Consider the following 13,940-nt stretch of genomic DNA (forward strand, 5'->3'; position numbering starts at 1 on the left):
AGGCCATCAGATGAAAAAGATCATCGCTATTGTTGCCGGCGTGCTGCTTGCATCCATGGCATCTGCGGATGACGATCCGCAACAGGCGATCCCGGCAAGGCTGAAGGTGATGTTCGAGGGGCCAGACAAGCCGCTTGATATCGCGCCGGTCGTCGTTCAGGCCGATTGGGCGATCGTCGGTTGGCGGCAGGACGGACGCGGCGGACGGGCCCTGTTGAAGAAGACGTATCATGGCTGGAGCATCTATCTCTGCAGCGGCGACAGTCTGAAGGATACCGGGACGCTGGAGACGATCGGGCTCTCCGCACATGACGCCGCCGCGCTGGCTGCGAAACTGAAGGATGCCGAGGCCGGCCTCGATTCTTCCGCGCTTGCGCTCTTCTCAAGCTTCGAGGGCACGGTGATGATGATGAATGAGACATCGAACGGTGCGGGCAGCGGTCACGAGGGCCACGCCCAATGAGGGAAACGGACCGCTAGCGTTTCAGCCGCGCTTCGATTTCCCGGTCAAGGGCGAATTTCAAGTCGTCCTTGACGCCGACGGACATGGCGAGGACTTCGCGGGCCTTGAGGAAATCCATGACGCCGGTGCGGCCGACCGTCGGGCGCAGGAAGATATGCGGCGGGCGAAGCTTCAGCTTCAGCGAGATCGCCGTCTGCATCATCAGCTGGCCGGAACCGAAGATGCTCTCCATGCGGTTCGGGATATGGGTGCCGTCACCTTCCGGCGCGCCGACGACATCGATGCCGACGACGATGTCGGCAAGATCCATCAGGCATTCATAGGGCACCGGATTGCTGATGCCGCCGTCGATCATCACGCGGTCGCGCAGGCGCACCGGCATGAAGACGGCGGGGATGGCGGAAGAGGCGGCGAGTGCGGGAAACAGCTCGCCCTGTTCGATGATGACTTCGCACTGCCCGTAATAATCAGTGGTGATCACCTTCATCGGGACCAGCAGATCCTCGAAGCGGGCCGGCAGCTCGGAGGGCAGGAAGGCCTTGAGGATTCGCTCCAGATTGAACTGGCCGATGCGGATACCCTTGGCCACCGCGTCGCGCACCGTCGCCGGTCTCAGGCCCCAGATGCGGGCGACGACCGCCGTCTTGTTACCGACGGTCGTCAGCGCATGTTCGCGGATTTCGGCGCCGGACATGCCGGCAGCCATGCCGGCGCCCATGATCGCGCCCATCGACGAGCCCGATACCGCCACCGGGCGGATGCCGAGTTCATCCAGCGTCTCGATGATGTGGATATGGGAAAGCCCGCGCGCGCCGCCGCCGCCGAAAGCGACCGCAACCGTTGGCAGATCGCTGATCGCAGGCAATTTCGGGCTGATGATCTCTGCCTGCTGCACGCCCGCCCCCGCTTATTGCGGCTGATATCGGAAGAAATGCACCCTCGTATCGCCAAAGATGCGGCTTTCGAGGAAAACATAGGAAGGATGCACGGAAACGACAATATCGGCGCGTTCTTCGAGCACCGCGATTGCGCCAGGCTGCAGCCAGCCGCCCTTAGCCGCCGCCGCCATCGCCTTTTCGCCGAGACCCTTGCCATAGGGCGGGTCGGCAAACAGCACGTGGAAGGGTTCGAGATTGCCGACGCTGCCGAGATCGGTCGCATCCCGGCGCAGGATGCGCGTGCGGCCATGCAGGCCGAGCGCGTCGATGTTCTCCCAGAGCAGCGCCCTACCCTCGACGCTGTTTTCGACGAAGAGCGCATGGCGACAGCCGCGTGAAACCGCTTCGAGGCCGACGGCGCCTGTTCCGGCAAAAAGGTCGAGAATCCGGGTGCCATCGACGCATTCCGGATAGGCATGGCTCAATATGTTGAACAGGCTCTCGCGCGTCCGGTCGGCAGTCGGCCGGATCTCGTTGGATTTTGGCACGGCGAGAGGCCGTCCGCGAAACTCACCGCCGACGATCCGCACCGCGCGTCATTCCTTTTCCTTTAGCACCACCTCTGGACGGCCCGCCCGCAGGCCTGTCGCCGCCCGGCCTGTCAGCGCCCGGCTTGGCGCCTTTAGGCTTGCCGGAAAAACTCTTGGCCCCACCAGGCTTGGACCCACCGGGCTTGGCGGCAAAGCCCTTGCCGCGCGGCCTGTCACCCGAAGGTTTGTCGCCGAACGATCTTTCGCCGCGCGGACGTTCGGAACGGCCCTCACCGGCAAAGCTTCTGGCTGCCCGCGGACGTTCGTCACCATCCTCGCGCGGCCTACGATCGCCACGCGGCTTGTCGCCGAAGGGCCGATCTCCACGCGGGGGACGATCACCGAACGGCCGGTCGCCGCGCGGACGTTCCGAACGGCCCTCACCGGCAGAGCTTTTCGCGGCCCGAGGACGCTCGTCACCGTCCGTACGCGGCTTACGATCACCGCGCGGCTTATCGCCGAAGGGCCGATCCCCACGCGAGGGCCGATCACCGAACGGCCGTTCGCCGCGCGCCGGGCGGTCGCCAGAACCGCGGCCTTCGCGGGCGGGGCGATCGCCAAAGCCGCGCTTGCGGCCGAAGCCCTCGCCCTCATCCTTGCGACGGGGCTCCTCGCTCGAACGGATCCACTCGCCATCCTCTTCGCGCACCCGGTTCACCTGGGTGCGCGGGCGATCTTCGATGCGATCGAAACCAGTGCCTTTTGCAGGCGCCAACTCGCCGCGTTTACGTGCGGTCTGCGCATTCTTGGCGGCTTTCGCCGCGGCCTTTTCGCCGAGCGGCCGGGCGCCCGGCGCCATCCAGACATTGGCGCTGCGGCGCTGGCCGAGCGGCTGGGGACGCTTTGGCCTTTCATCGTCACGGCGCCCGCCATCGCGGCGGTCGTCCTCTTTGCGCGCGCCACCGTGGCGGTCGTCGCGCTTTGTGTCGAGGCGGCTCAGCGCCCGTTCGCGCTTGTCCTCGTCACGGCGCGGACGCTCGCGCTTTTCCGGTGCTGCGGGCTCTGCCTCTTCCTCGGCAGCGACCGCCGCCGCATTGTAGATCGGCGCGTCGAAATTCGCCTTGGCTTCTTCGATGAGGCGCGGGCCGAGCTGGTCGCGCAGTGTGCGGCCGCGCACTTCGACGACCTGGCCTTCCGGCAGGTCGCCGAGCTGGAACGGGCCATAGGAAATGCGGATCAGGCGATTGACGTCGAGGCCGAGCGCGCCGAGTACGTTCTTGATTTCGCGGTTCTTGCCTTCGCGAAGCCCCATGGTGATCCAGACATTCGAGCCTTGCGTGCGGTCGAGCGTCGCCTCGATCGAGCCGTAGAGCACGCCGTCGACGGCGATGCCGTCCTTCAGCTTGTCGAGCGCATCCTGATCAATCTCGCCATGGGCGCGGACGCGATAGCGCCGTAGCCAGCCGGTCGCCGGCAGCTCGAGCGCGCGGGCGAGACCGCCGTCATTGGTCAACAGCAGCAGGCCTTCGGTGTTGATGTCGAGGCGGCCGATCGACATGACGCGCGGCAGTTCTTCCGGCAGGTTGTCGAACACGGTCGAGCGGCCTTCCGGATCGGCATTGGTGGTCACCAGGCCCGCGGGCTTATGATAAAGCCACAGTCTGGTGCGCTCTATGCCGCGGATCGGCACGCCGTCGACCTCGATGCGGTCGGCGAGCGTGACATTGACGACGGGGGTTTCGAGAACCCTGCCGTTCAGCGTCACACGGCCGTCCATGATCATGCGTTCGATGTCACGGCGAGAGGCGACGCCGGCACGCGCCATCACCTTGGAAATGCGTTCGGCCTTGGCCTCGCCATCGGTCTCGGCGGCGACCGCAGGCTTTGCCGGCTTCTCGCCGTCCGCCTTCGGGCCGGCTTTCGACCTGATATCCCGCGAAAGGGGCTTTGCGCCCGGGCGTTTTGGCTTGTCTTTGGGTGTCATTTGTTGTTTGCCTGCCTTTTGGGCCTGTCTATCAGGTCACGCATCTGCGGTTAAGTGGAAATTCTTGCGATCGTGAAGACAAATCGTTTCATGGAGATGGCGCTCGAAGAAGCGCGTGCCGCCGGAGAACGCGGCGAGGTGCCAATCGGCGCCGTGGTCGTTGTCGACGATATTGCCGTCTCACGCTCGGGAAACCGGACGCGGGAGCTTAAAGACGTGACTGCACATGCCGAAATCGCCGCGATCCGGCTCGCCTGCGAAGCACTCGGACAGGAACGTCTTGTCGGCGCCGATCTCTATGTGACGCTGGAGCCTTGCACAATGTGCGCGGCAGCCATCTCGTTTGCGCGTATCCGCAGGCTCTATTACGGCGCCGAGGACCCGAAGGGCGGCGCCGTCGACAATGGCGTGCGATTCTATGGGCAGCCGACCTGCCACCACGCCCCGGAGGTCTATTCCGGCTTCAACGAGGTCCAATCCGCCGATCTGCTGCGAAAGTTCTTTTCGCAAAGGAGAGAGGCGCCGTAATTCCGGCGCCGTCATCCCTGCCCGCGCTGCGGCTGTCCGGTTCGTGCGAGTTGCCCCTCACCCTAACCCTCTCCCCGTAAAAACGGGGCGAGGGGACGTGCCCTGCGAGAGATTGGTGAGGAACGGAGAGGTCGCGGCATCTCCCTTCGCCCCGTTTACGGGGAGACGGTGGCGGCAGCCGGATGAGGGCCGCTCTCGACGATCTCCTGCGCCGGTGATTTAGTGTGACGTTGAATCAGCAGACAGCGCCTACGCCCCTGGAAAACCCGCTATTGCAGGAAGTTCCACCACTGCTTACCGGTGTTGGCGACCGCTGCTTCCTTCTTGCGCTTCTTAGCCTTCTTGAGCTCGGGCTCGCCGACATCATCGAGCTTTGCCGGATCGTCGACGGTGCGGTAGCCGGTCGGCGGATCCGATATATAGCGGCGCTGGTCGACGTAGGAGCCCTTCTGCAGGGCACGGGCTTCACGATAGGCCTTGGTCTGGGCTTCCGTCGTGCGCCGGCCGCCTTCGATCGCAGAACTGGCGAGCGGCGAGCGGTAATTCGGATTGTCCGAATTCGCGTCGGCCTCCGAAACGAGACGAGCACGCGTCTCCTCCGGCGATTCAAGCCATTGCGGATTGTCCTTGTTGGCAACCGTCTGCTGCGGCGGGACGAGGGTCTCTTTTTGCGCCTGAGCCGGCAGCACCAGCGTCGGACGCGGCGTGTATTTGACGCCCTTGTTCTTCGGGTCCGGGCCGGTCAACGACACGGACTGGCCGAGATCGTCGGTCAACTGTTCCATGGCGGTCTTGTCGGTGCCGTAGGTCGGGCTGCTGGCGCAACCGGACACCAGGGAACATCCCGCCACTACAACAGACAGGCAGGCGCCCATACGGAACCAATGCGTTGCTAACATGAAAACCCTTCCAGCCCTGCCGGTGCAATCCTCGCCCAACCGGACAACCGTCCCCCTGACGCAAAAATCCGGCCATTTTCAGGCAGCTTTTACCGGATGAACCGTGAAAACGCAATTCACCCGGCAATATTCTTCACTTGAGCGCGGCAAGCTCGCGAAGGGCAGCAGCGTCGCGGGCCGAAACATCGGGATATTCCGGATCGGAACCGACATCCCTGGTGATGCGCCAGGAGCGGGCGCATTTCTCGCCCTCTGCAAGCTTCGGCACGACGCTGACCTCCGGCACCTCCGCCAGGCGGAAGGCATCCACCGGTCCTTCACCGGCCTTGATCTCGATTGCCGAGGTGATGCAGACCTCGGTGAAGTCCTGGCCTTCCAACGCCTTCAGCAATTCCGGATCGGCGATATGAACGATAGGAGCCGCTTCCAGCGAGGAGCCGATGCGCTTGTCCTTGCGCTCGATTTCCAGAGCGCCGGTCACGACCGAACGCACGGCGCGGATCTTCTTCCACTTCTCGGCCAGGGCGTCGTTGCGCCATTCCTTCGCGACCGGGGCAAACTGCTCCAGATGCACGGAAACGGCGGACGGATTGCGCGACAGCCAGGCCTCCTCGGTGGTGAAGGGCAGCATCGGGGCAAGCCACGTCACCATGCAATCGAAGATCTGGCGGATGACGTGCAGGCTGGCGCGCCGGCGCAGGCTCGACGGTGCGTCGCAATAGAGCGCATCCTTGCGGACATCGAAATAGAAGGCCGACAGCTCGACATTGGCGAAATCGATCAGCGCGCGGGCGATCTTCTTGAAGTCGAAGGCATCGTAGTTCTCGCGCACCAGTTCGTCGAGCTCGGCCAACCGGTGCAGCATCAACTGCTCCAGCTCCGGCAGGTCGGCAAGCGCGATCTCCTCACCCTTGTCGTGGGCGAGCGTGCCGAGCATCCAACGGATGGTGTTGCGCAGCTTGCGATAGGCATCGACATTGGTCTGGATGATCGTCTTGCCGACGCGCAGGTCGTCGGCATAATCCGAGGTCATCACCCAGAGGCGCAGGATATCGGCGCCGGCATCCTTCATCACCTCCTGCGGTGCGGTGACGTTGCCCTTCGACTTCGACATCTTCTCGCCCTTCTCGTCCATGGTGAAACCATGGGTGAGGACGGCGTTGTAAGGCGCGCGGCCGCGGGTGGCAGCCGATTCCAGGAGCGACGAATGGAACCAGCCGCGATGCTGGTCGGAGCCTTCGAGATAAAGGTCGGCCGGCCACTTCAGGTCCGGACGGTCTTCCAGCGTGAAGGTATGCGTCGAACCCGAGTCGAACCAGACGTCGAGGATATCCATGACCTGCGTCCACCGGGAATGGTCATGGTCATTGCCGAGGAAGCGCTCCTTGGCGCCTTCGGCGAACCAGGCGTCGGCGCCCTCCTCTTCGAAAGCTTCGAGGATGCGGGCGTTGACGGCGTCATCGACCAGGACCTCGCCCTCATCGTCGGCAAAGACGGCGATCGGCACGCCCCATGCCCTTTGACGGGAAAGAACCCAGTCCGGGCGGCCCTCGATCATGGCGCGCAGGCGGTTCTGGCCGGCGGCGGGCACGAAGCGTGTGTCGTCGATCGCGCTCAGGGCGCGCGAACGCAGCGTCGTGCCGTCGGCAAGGGTCTTGTCCATGTAGACGAACCATTGCGGCGTATTGCGGAAGATGACCGGCTTCTTCGAGCGCCAGGAATGCGGATACTGATGCTTCAGCCGGCCGCGGGCAAAGAGTGCGCCGCGGGCGATCAGTTCCCTGATGACTCGGTCGTTGGCATCGCCCTTCTTGCCGTTATCGTCGATGACGCGGGCGCCCTCGAAGCCGGGGGCGTCCGATGTGTAGAAGCCGCCATCGTCGACCGGAAACGGGATCTTGGTCTCGATGCCGCGCGCTTCGAGCGTGCGGGCAGCCGACATCCAGGCATCGAAGTCTTCGCGACCGTGGCTGGGTGCGGTGTGGACGAAGCCGGTGCCGGCGTCATCGGTGACGTGGTCGCCGTCGAGCAACGGCACACGGAATTCATAGCCGCCGTCGAGACCCTTGAAGGGATGGGCGCAGGTCATCGCCGCGAAGTCGGCCGCAGAGACATCGCTCAAGCGCTTGTACTGCAGCTTGGCCTTGGCGAAGGATTCCTCGGCCAGCTTATCGGCAAAGATCAGCTTTTCGCCGGGACGCGGACCAAAATCGTTCTCGGCGGCCGTCACCTCATAGAGGCCGTAGGAGACACGCGCGGCAAAGGAGACCGCGCGGTTGCCGGGGATCGTCCAGGGCGTGGTCGTCCAGATGACCACGAACGCATCCTTGAGCGCGCCCGGGCCTTCGACGACCGGGAATTTCACCCAGATCGTGTCGCTCTCATAATCCTGATATTCGACCTCGGCCTCGGCCAGCGCCGTGCGCTCGACGACCGACCACATGATCGGCTTGGAGCCGCGATAAAGCTGACCGCTGGCGGCGATCTTCAGGAGTTCGCCGGCGATGCGCGTTTCCGCGTGGAAATTCATCGTCGTATAGGGATTGTCGAAGTCACCCTCGATGCCGAGGCGCTTGAACTCGTCCGCCTGGACCTTGATCCAGCCGGCGGCGAATTCACGGCATTCCCGGCGGAATTCGTTGACCGGAACCTCGTCCTTGTTCTTGCCCTTCTCGCGATACTTTTCCTCGATCTTCCATTCGATCGGCAGGCCGTGGCAATCCCAGCCGGGCACGTAATTGGCGTCGTAGCCGCGCATCTGGAACGAGCGGTTGATGACGTCCTTGAGGATCTTGTTCAGCGCGTGGCCGATATGGATGTTGCCGTTGGCATAGGGCGGGCCGTCGTGAAGCACGAACTTCTCGCGGCCGGCGGCGGAAGCGCGCAGTTTCTTGTAGAGACCCATCTCCTGCCAGCGCTTGACGAGCTCCGGCTCCTTCTGCGGCAGGCCGGCGCGCATCGGGAAATCGGTTTCGGGCAAATAGAGGGTCTTCGAATAATCGATCTTTTCGGCTGTGTCGGTCATATCGGGACAATCGTTTCTGGCGGCCCGGAAAGGGGCGCAACGGGCGTGAAAAAGCTGGTGACGGAAGCGCTCATATCCGAGCGCCAAAAACCCGGACCTCCCGGCCGCTTAGCGCGCGCGGAAGGCCGGGCCGATAATTCGCATCGTGATCGCCAGCCGAAATTTCGTCATAGCGCCGGTTCATAGGCGTTTTTGCCGGGAAAAGGAAGAGAAGAATTCGCGCGCCCGCAATCCTCATCGATGGCTGGAATTACCGCAGATGCATTCTCTCAGGAAAGCAGGAGGGCTGGAAAACGCTTGCAGCATACGGTATGATCTGACTATCTGACCAGTTTCTGTCGCAGGCACAGCCGCATGAAAAAAGTGACGAAGCAAAGCTGGAAGCTCGAGGACGCGAAAGCGCGCTTCAGCGAGGTGGTCCGCCGCGCACATAGCGAAGGGCCACAGCGCGTGACGGTCCGCGGCCGGGACAGTGTCGTCGTCATCAGCGCCGAAGAACTCGATAAACTGACCAAAGCCGAACCGAAGAAGCCCTTCGTCGCCTTCATGGAGAGCCTCGATCTCAAGGAGCTCGACCTCGAGCGAGAGGCAGATTACGGACGGGATGCCGAGCTGTGATCGGCTGGCTGCTCGACACCAACGTCATTGCCGCGCTGATCAACCCGAACGGTGCACCCTCGGTCAAATCCTGGGCTGCGGCTCAAGACGAGGAGAGAATATTCATCAGCATCCTCACACTGGCGGAATATGACAAAGGCATCGAAAACCTGCCGGACGACGACCAAAACCGCTATCGTTATGCCGCCTCCCGCGATGCGCTGGAGGAAAGGTTTTCGCAACGCGTTCTTTCGCTGAGCGACACAGCCGTCAGACACTGGGGTGTCATTTCGAGGCGGGTGAAACTCAAGACCGGACATGCGCCGCCGGTTGTCGACACGATGCTCGCGGCCACCGCAATCGAGCACAATCTCTATCTGGTGACGCGCAACGTCAGGGATACGCGCTTCTCCGGCGCGGCGATCTTCGATCCGTGGACCAGCGACCCCGGTCAGTTTCCGCTGAGTCGGAGATAGCTCAAGGCGACCTCAGGAAAAGCAGAGTTTCTGATCAAGCGTGCCGAGCGGCTTAACACCCGCAAGCAGTGCCCTCGCCTCCTCCTCATCGCGCTTGATCTGGGCGACCAGCGGATCGAGGCCGTCGAATTTCAGCTCGGGGCGGAGATAGCCGAAGAAGGAGACGGAGCAGAGCTGGCCGTAAAGATCGCCGCTGAAATCGAAAAGATAGGTTTCGAGCAACGGTGCGCCGTTTTCCGTCACCGTCGGGCGGCGACCATAGCTTGCGACAGCATCGTGGAGCGTGCCGTCCTGACGGCGGAAGCGGACGGCGTAGATGCCGGCGGCAAGATCGACCTCCGGTGGCAGGCGCATGTTGGCCGTCGGGAAACCAAGTTGGCGGCCGAGCTTTTCGCCGTCGATCACCTCGGCTTCCACCGTATAGCGATAACCGAGCATGCCGGCGACTTCGCTGACATTGCCCTCCTTCAGCAGCGCGCGGATATGGCTTGAGGAGACGACATCGGCGTTTTCGTCGCGAAAGGCATCGATCAGGGTGACGCCGAAGCCGTAGGTCTGGCCGGCATTCATCAAGAAGGCCGGACCGCCCTCGCGGCCGCGGCCAAAATGGAAATCAAAGCCGGTGACGACTTCGGAGGCGCCGAGCCAATCCTTCAGGATCGAATGGATGAAATCGTCGGCCGAGCGCTGTGAAAATTCATAGTCGAACGGATATTCGATGACCGCGTTGAAACCAAGCGTTTCCAGGATGCGGGCCTTGAGCGGCGCGGGCGTCAGCCGGAAGACTGGCGTCTGAGGCTGGAAGACCGTTCGAGGATGCGGCTCGAAGGTCAGCACCAAGGCGGGAATGCCGCGCGCCTTCGAGATCTCCAACGCCCGGCTCAGCACCGATTGATGGCCGCGGTGCACGCCATCGAAATTGCCGATGGCAATGACGCCGCCCTTCAGATGGGCGGGTAGGGGTTCCCGGGTTTCATTGCGGTGGAAGACGGTCATCGGCTGGCTTCTCTTCATGCAAGGCGTATCTTCATGCAAGGCGGGGCATCCACCACTTCGGCGCGGCGTTTTCCCGTTCGAGATAGGCGTTGAGGATCGCCTCGTCGGTCTCGCCGTTGAGTGTGTATTCCTTGGCGTGGATACCGCCGCTGATGTAGAGGAGGTCGAGGCCGTAATTCAAGGCGCCGCGCACATCGGTCGGCATGCCGTCGCCGATCGCCAGCACGCGCTCGACCGGGAAATCGCCGCGAAGCTCGCGGGCAGCCGCAAGCGTCGCCTCATAGATCGGCCGGTGCGGCTTGCCGGCGATGCGGGTTTTTCCGCCAAGCTGCTCGTAATAGGCGGCCATGGCGCCGGCGCAGGGGATGATGCGATGGCCACGCTCGACGACCAGGTCGGGATTGGCGCAGATCATCGGCACGTCGCGGGCTTTGAAATCGAGAAGCATGTCGGTGTAATCCTCCGGCTTCTCCGTCTCGTCGTCGAAAAAGCCGGTGCAGACCAGCGATTGCGCTTCGCCCGCCGGCCGGCGCTCGACGCCAATGCCTTCGAGAAGCGCCTTGTCGCGCTCGGGGCCGAGCAGAAAGACGGTCTTCGGCCCCTCTGCGATCAATCCGCGCGTGACGTCGCCCGAGGTGACGATCCTGTCATAGGCGCTGTCGGGAACGCCGATCTGGCGCAGCTGCTCGACCACCTGCCAGGAAAGGCGCGGCGAATTGGTGATGAGGACGACGGCGAGGCCGCTGTCGCGTGCCGCTTCAAGGGCTGCGGCCGCCTTCGGGAACGGATCGACGCCGTTATGAACGACGCCCCAGACATCGCAGAGCACCACATCATAGTGACCTGATATCTCCGAGAAGTTTTCTATCCGCTTGGCCATTCCGATTTCCCGATTTGCTTCAGTCACCGGTGACATTGCAAAGGCGCGAGGCGATGGCAAGGCATTTTCTTCGCCGCCGGGCCAATGCGAGAAACTCGAACGGCGATCCGGCGGAGCGGAAGGGCAAAGGGTTTTGATGATTATCGCGAAGCGGCAGATCGCCGGCGGCGGACGAGTTCGGCAAAGTTCGGCTGCGCCCCGAGTTTCGGCCGCAATCTCCGACTATTCTCCGGCCTCTTCACAATTCCGGCACAAAAATTCGTGATTGCTCTCATTGACTCCTCTCGGAGCCATCCCTAAATGCTCGTCGCTAGCACTCACCGCAAGGGAGTGCTAACATTTATCCATGTGGGCCACTCCGGTCCGCGAATGTCATTCGATCGAGGGATTAGACAATGGCAAGCACCAACTTCCGCCCCCTTCACGACCGCGTCGTTGTTCGCCGCGTTGAGTCCGAAGCCAAGACCAAGGGCGGCATCATCATTCCCGATACCGCCAAGGAAAAGCCGCAGGAAGGCGAAATCGTCGCCGTCGGCTCCGGCGCGCGCGATGAGTCCGGCAAGGTCGTCGCACTCGACGTCAAGGCTGGCGACCGCATCCTGTTCGGCAAGTGGTCCGGCACCGAAGTCAAGATCGACGGCGAAGACCTTCTGATCATGAAGGAAGCCGACATCATGGGCATCATCGGCTGATCGGCCGACCTGCTTTCCCGAAATGGCTGACGGGCCTTTTGCCCGAACAACTCGAATTCAGGAGTTAAGAATATGGCATCTAAAGAAATCAAGTTTGGCCGCACCGCGCGCGAAAAGATGCTGCGCGGCGTCGACATTCTCGCCGATGCAGTGAAGGTCACGCTCGGCCCGAAGGGTCGTAACGTCATCATCGACAAGTCCTTCGGCGCGCCGCGCATCACCAAGGACGGCGTTTCGGTCGCCAAGGAAATCGAACTCGAAGACAAGTTCGAAAACATGGGCGCCCAGATGGTCCGCGAAGTTGCTTCGAAGACCAACGACATCGCCGGCGACGGCACCACGACGGCTACCGTTCTTGCCCAGGCGATCGTTCGCGAAGGCAACAAGGCCGTTGCAGCCGGCATGAACCCGATGGACCTGAAGCGCGGCATCGACCTCGCTGTTGCTGACGTCGTGAAGGATCTCCAGGCCAAGGCCAAGAAGATCTCGACTTCGGAAGAAGTTGCACAGGTCGGCACGATTTCGGCAAATGGCGACAAGCAGGTCGGTCTCGACATTGCTGAAGCCATGCAGAAGGTCGGCAACGAAGGCGTCATCACGGTTGAAGAAGCCAAGACCGCCGAAACCGAACTCGAAGTCGTCGAAGGCATGCAGTTCGACCGCGGCTATTTGAGCCCTTACTTCGTGACCAACCCGGAAAAGATGATCGCCGACCTCGAAGACGTCTTCATTCTCCTTCACGAGAAGAAGCTCTCGAACCTGCAGTCGATGCTCCCGGTTCTCGAAGCCGTCGTTCAGACCGGCAAGCCGCTCCTCATCGTCGCTGAAGACGTCGAAGGCGAAGCCCTCGCAACGCTCGTCGTCAACAAGCTGCGCGGCGGCCTGAAGATCGCTGCCGTCAAGGCTCCTGGCTTCGGCGACCGCCGCAAGGCCATGCTCGAAGACATCGCCATCCTGACCGGCGGCACTGTCATCTCCGAAGACCTCGGCATCAAGCTCGAATCCGTCACGCTCGACATGCTCGGCCGTGCCAAGAAGGTTTCGATCTCCAAGGAAAACACCACGATCGTCGACGGTTCGGGCGCCAAGACCGACATCGAAGGCCGTGTTGCCCAGATCAAGGCCCAGATCGAAGAAACCACCTCCGACTACGACCGCGAGAAGCTGCAGGAACGTCTTGCCAAGCTCGCTGGCGGCGTTGCCGTCATCCGCGTCGGCGGCTCGACGGAAGTCGAAGTGAAGGAAAAGAAGGACCGCATCGACGACGCGCTCAACGCGACCCGCGCTGCCGTTCAGGAAGGCATCGTCCCCGGCGGCGGTATCGCTCTGCTCCGCTCCTCCACGAAGATCACCGTCAAGGGTGCAAACGACGACCAGGAAGCCGGCATCAACATCGTTCGCCGCGCCCTGCAGTCGCTCGTTCGTCAGATCGCTGAAAACGCAGGCGACGAAGCCTCGATCGTTGTCGGCAAGGTCCTCGACAAGAACGAAGACAACTTCGGCTACAACGCCCAGACATCCGAATATGGCGACATGATCGCCATGGGTATCGTCGACCCGCTCAAGGTCGTTCGCACGGCGCTGCAGAACGCTGCTTCTGTCGCATCGCTGCTGATCACCACGGAAGCCATGATCGCCGAACTGCCGAAGAAGGATGCCCCTGCTGGCATGCCGGGCGGCATGGGCGGCATGGGCGGAATGGACATGATGTGATAGGCCAACGGCCTTCACGGACTATCTTTCCGGCATCCGGAACAGGAAGGGCGGCCCTCGGGTCGCCCTTTTCTTTTGTCCAAAGCGATTCGACGTGCGGCAGGCCTGATTGGCATAGCCGACGAAACATTTACCCAGCTCCCTCTTGCGGGCCCTGGGCACGAAGCTTGCGCCAAACTTGCGCTGCCTGCGTATTTATCAGCCTGCCGACATGCGAGAGATCACAGTGCTGCTGCAAGATTTCCGGCCTGACGTGGAGTGAAAACGTTTGCAATGCTC

At 62.5% G+C, this 13,940-nt stretch carries 13 protein-coding genes; 6 read left to right on the top strand and 7 right to left on the bottom strand.

The annotated features are described in order from the left end of the window. Positions 1 to 10 precede the first annotated feature (10 nt). Positions 11 to 463: a copper uptake system-associated protein gene (locus G9X68_RS04855; protein WP_171601483.1), complete on the top strand. Its 453-nt coding sequence runs from the start codon at positions 11 to 13 to the stop codon at positions 461 to 463. Positions 464 to 476: 13 nt separating this feature from the next. Here G9X68_RS04855 and G9X68_RS04860 read toward each other — a convergent pair whose 3' ends face one another. The 3 genes from G9X68_RS04860 to G9X68_RS04870 are packed head-to-tail and all read right to left on the bottom strand — an operon-like array spanning position 477 to position 3,855. Then, complete coding sequence (locus G9X68_RS04860) at positions 477 to 1,358, bottom strand: patatin-like phospholipase family protein (RefSeq protein ID WP_018244977.1); 882 nt, start codon at positions 1,356 to 1,358, stop codon at positions 477 to 479. A 12-nt stretch (positions 1,359 to 1,370) separates the two neighbouring features. Beyond that, on the bottom strand, positions 1,371 to 1,931 hold the full coding sequence (rsmD, locus tag G9X68_RS04865) for a 16S rRNA (guanine(966)-N(2))-methyltransferase RsmD (protein WP_171601484.1): 561 nt from the start codon (positions 1,929 to 1,931) through the stop codon (positions 1,371 to 1,373). Next, positions 1,912 to 3,855: a pseudouridine synthase gene (locus G9X68_RS04870; RefSeq protein WP_171601485.1), complete on the bottom strand. Its 1,944-nt coding sequence runs from the start codon at positions 3,853 to 3,855 to the stop codon at positions 1,912 to 1,914. The genes rsmD and G9X68_RS04870 overlap by 20 nt, the downstream gene beginning before the upstream one ends. A gap of 90 nt (positions 3,856 to 3,945) precedes the next feature. Between G9X68_RS04870 and G9X68_RS04875 the strand changes: the two genes are divergently transcribed. Then, positions 3,946 to 4,383 (top strand): nucleoside deaminase, encoded by a 438-nt coding sequence (locus tag G9X68_RS04875; protein WP_041936180.1) that lies wholly within the window; start codon positions 3,946 to 3,948, stop codon positions 4,381 to 4,383. Positions 4,384 to 4,652: 269 nt separating this feature from the next. Here G9X68_RS04875 and G9X68_RS04880 read toward each other — a convergent pair whose 3' ends face one another. Both G9X68_RS04880 and ileS read right to left on the bottom strand, forming a co-directional pair. Next, positions 4,653 to 5,282, bottom strand: coding sequence for a hypothetical protein (locus G9X68_RS04880; protein ID WP_171601486.1), 630 nt, complete (start codon positions 5,280 to 5,282; stop codon positions 4,653 to 4,655). A 133-nt stretch (positions 5,283 to 5,415) separates the two neighbouring features. After that, positions 5,416 to 8,307: an isoleucine--tRNA ligase gene (ileS, locus tag G9X68_RS04885; protein ID WP_171601487.1), complete on the bottom strand. Its 2,892-nt coding sequence runs from the start codon at positions 8,305 to 8,307 to the stop codon at positions 5,416 to 5,418. A 354-nt stretch (positions 8,308 to 8,661) separates the two neighbouring features. Between ileS and G9X68_RS04890 the strand changes: the two genes are divergently transcribed. Both G9X68_RS04890 and G9X68_RS04895 read left to right on the top strand, forming a co-directional pair. After that, positions 8,662 to 8,925 (top strand): type II toxin-antitoxin system Phd/YefM family antitoxin, encoded by a 264-nt coding sequence (locus G9X68_RS04890; protein ID WP_171601488.1) that lies wholly within the window; start codon positions 8,662 to 8,664, stop codon positions 8,923 to 8,925. Beyond that, positions 8,922 to 9,380, top strand: a complete 459-nt coding sequence (locus tag G9X68_RS04895) for a PIN domain-containing protein (protein WP_171601489.1) — start codon at positions 8,922 to 8,924, stop codon at positions 9,378 to 9,380. The genes G9X68_RS04890 and G9X68_RS04895 overlap by 4 nt, the downstream gene beginning before the upstream one ends. Positions 9,381 to 9,392: 12 nt before the next feature. On the opposite strand, the gene G9X68_RS04900 is transcribed toward G9X68_RS04895, so the two are convergent. Both G9X68_RS04900 and G9X68_RS04905 read right to left on the bottom strand, forming a co-directional pair. Next, positions 9,393 to 10,376: a bifunctional riboflavin kinase/FAD synthetase gene (locus tag G9X68_RS04900; RefSeq protein WP_171602159.1), complete on the bottom strand. Its 984-nt coding sequence runs from the start codon at positions 10,374 to 10,376 to the stop codon at positions 9,393 to 9,395. 31 nt (positions 10,377 to 10,407) lie between these two features. Next, the gene (locus G9X68_RS04905; RefSeq protein ID WP_171601490.1) at positions 10,408 to 11,256 is read right to left on the bottom strand and encodes a TIGR01459 family HAD-type hydrolase; all 849 of its coding nucleotides are present in this window, start codon (positions 11,254 to 11,256) and stop codon (positions 10,408 to 10,410) included. A 395-nt stretch (positions 11,257 to 11,651) separates the two neighbouring features. Here G9X68_RS04905 and groES point away from each other — a divergent pair, with 395 nt between their 5' ends. Beyond that, the gene (groES, locus tag G9X68_RS04910; protein ID WP_003545797.1) at positions 11,652 to 11,948 is read left to right on the top strand and encodes a co-chaperone GroES; all 297 of its coding nucleotides are present in this window, start codon (positions 11,652 to 11,654) and stop codon (positions 11,946 to 11,948) included. Between the two features lie 72 nt (positions 11,949 to 12,020). Next, complete coding sequence (gene groL, locus G9X68_RS04915) at positions 12,021 to 13,661, top strand: chaperonin GroEL (RefSeq protein ID WP_018244970.1); 1,641 nt, start codon at positions 12,021 to 12,023, stop codon at positions 13,659 to 13,661. Positions 13,662 to 13,940: the final 279 nt, after the last annotated feature.

The organism is Rhizobium changzhiense (assembly GCF_013087625.1).
GTDB lineage: Bacteria > Pseudomonadota > Alphaproteobacteria > Rhizobiales > Rhizobiaceae > Rhizobium > Rhizobium sophorae.

Coding starts and splice junctions, on each gene's coding strand:
- G9X68_RS04855 (WP_171601483.1), top strand. CDS start 11: ATGAAAAAGATCATCGCTATTGTTGCCGGCGTGCTGCTTGCATCCATG.
- G9X68_RS04870 (WP_171601485.1), bottom strand. CDS start 3,855: ATGACACCCAAAGACAAGCCAAAACGCCCGGGCGCAAAGCCCCTTTCG.
- G9X68_RS04875 (WP_041936180.1), top strand. CDS start 3,946: ATGGAGATGGCGCTCGAAGAAGCGCGTGCCGCCGGAGAACGCGGCGAG.
- G9X68_RS04880 (WP_171601486.1), bottom strand. CDS start 5,282: ATGTTAGCAACGCATTGGTTCCGTATGGGCGCCTGCCTGTCTGTTGTA.
- ileS (WP_171601487.1), bottom strand. CDS start 8,307: ATGACCGACACAGCCGAAAAGATCGATTATTCGAAGACCCTCTATTTG.
- G9X68_RS04890 (WP_171601488.1), top strand. CDS start 8,662: ATGAAAAAAGTGACGAAGCAAAGCTGGAAGCTCGAGGACGCGAAAGCG.
- G9X68_RS04900 (WP_171602159.1), bottom strand. CDS start 10,376: ATGACCGTCTTCCACCGCAATGAAACCCGGGAACCCCTACCCGCCCAT.
- G9X68_RS04905 (WP_171601490.1), bottom strand. CDS start 11,256: ATGGCCAAGCGGATAGAAAACTTCTCGGAGATATCAGGTCACTATGAT.
- groES (WP_003545797.1), top strand. CDS start 11,652: ATGGCAAGCACCAACTTCCGCCCCCTTCACGACCGCGTCGTTGTTCGC.
- groL (WP_018244970.1), top strand. CDS start 12,021: ATGGCATCTAAAGAAATCAAGTTTGGCCGCACCGCGCGCGAAAAGATG.